Below are 1,059 nucleotides of genomic sequence, written 5' to 3'. Positions count from 1 at the left end.
GCATGCTTTAGTTGAATAAGAGTTTAAATATTTGCGATCGAAATTAGTTCATCAACACTAATTAGGTAATCTTCATTCGTTTCCTCATGGAAAACAAAAAAACAAGCTTCTCCATTTGCTCCTTCGAATGCTATATTCATCATTTGAACTTTTGAAAATGGATTATTTGAATTTCCTAATTCATAACCAGATTTAAATTCAAAGATATACCATCTATCTTCTTCAAGAGTATATTCTTTGTTTTCTATAACTATATTTAAAAACATTTTACTCATTCTTATATCCTCTTATCTTTAGAATGTAGACTTCTTATGTAACTAACGCATACATTAGTTCAATAGCATTTATCATATTTTCTATTTGCTTAATCTTTATCAATCTCAGTGCTTACTTCTTTAATATCACCACCAAAACCCCATCCTTTACTTTCAAGGAAGTCAGTAAATTCGTCTAAAAATTCGTTTATATGTAACGATTCTGTAAACCCATTTTTTAAAATGTTACCTTCTATTAGAATTTCTACTATTTTCTTTTCATTAAGTTTAACTTCATTCTCCCACACTGGTTTCCATGAAGGATCTTTTTTATATCCACCTTTAACTACTTTATCAAGATATTTTTTCTCACTAACTCCAAATCTAATAAAGTTTCTTTGTGCTTGCCTTAAACATACATGATTAGCACCACCCCAATAATCAGGGTTTTCATTCATCACATAATCATCTTCCCAATAACACATTAAGCAGATTTCATAACTACCATTTTCTTCTTCTGAGAGTGTTTTATAACCACAACAAGGACAAGTGTATTTTTCCAACTATCATTCACTCCTAAATACTGATGTTATTTACTTTATAAATAACTTTTTACACCTTAATTTTATCATTTCTTATGCAACTATTCTGCCATTTTGTTCAATAAAAAAGGACCGACAAATCGCCGATCACGTTGTTCAACTAATGCATGCGTTAGTTACACAAGAAAAAGAGTCATAATTGTGGTGAAATCATACTTTTTTTATTTAGGTCCAATATTATTATTATTATTGTTATTAGTTAT

General features: G+C 28.8%; 1 protein-coding gene and 1 pseudogene. Both read right to left on the bottom strand.

Annotation, left to right across the window (positions count from 1 at the left end; genetic code table 11):
* Positions 1–23: 23 nt before the first annotated feature.
* The gene (locus tag CN514_RS09985) at positions 24–275 is read right to left on the bottom strand and encodes a hypothetical protein (RefSeq protein ID WP_098232441.1); all 252 of its coding nucleotides are present in this window, start codon (positions 273–275) and stop codon (positions 24–26) included.
* Positions 276–559: 284 nt separating this feature from the next.
* A pseudogene (locus tag CN514_RS26450) lies at positions 560–817 on the bottom strand (CPCC family cysteine-rich protein); the annotation flags it as partial.
* Between the last annotated feature and the right edge of the window lie 242 nt (positions 818–1,059).

Origin of the sequence: Bacillus sp. AFS001701 (genome assembly GCF_002559405.1) — a bacterium.
In the GTDB taxonomy this organism is placed as follows: domain Bacteria; phylum Bacillota; class Bacilli; order Bacillales; family Bacillaceae_G; genus Gottfriedia.
This window is presented reverse-complemented; position numbering and strand designations above follow the sequence as displayed.

What these genes read in the sequence shown, in the direction of transcription:
- CN514_RS09985 (WP_098232441.1), bottom strand. Translation starts at nt 275, where the DNA reads ATGAGTAAAATGTTTTTAAATATAGTTATAGAAAACAAAGAATATACT.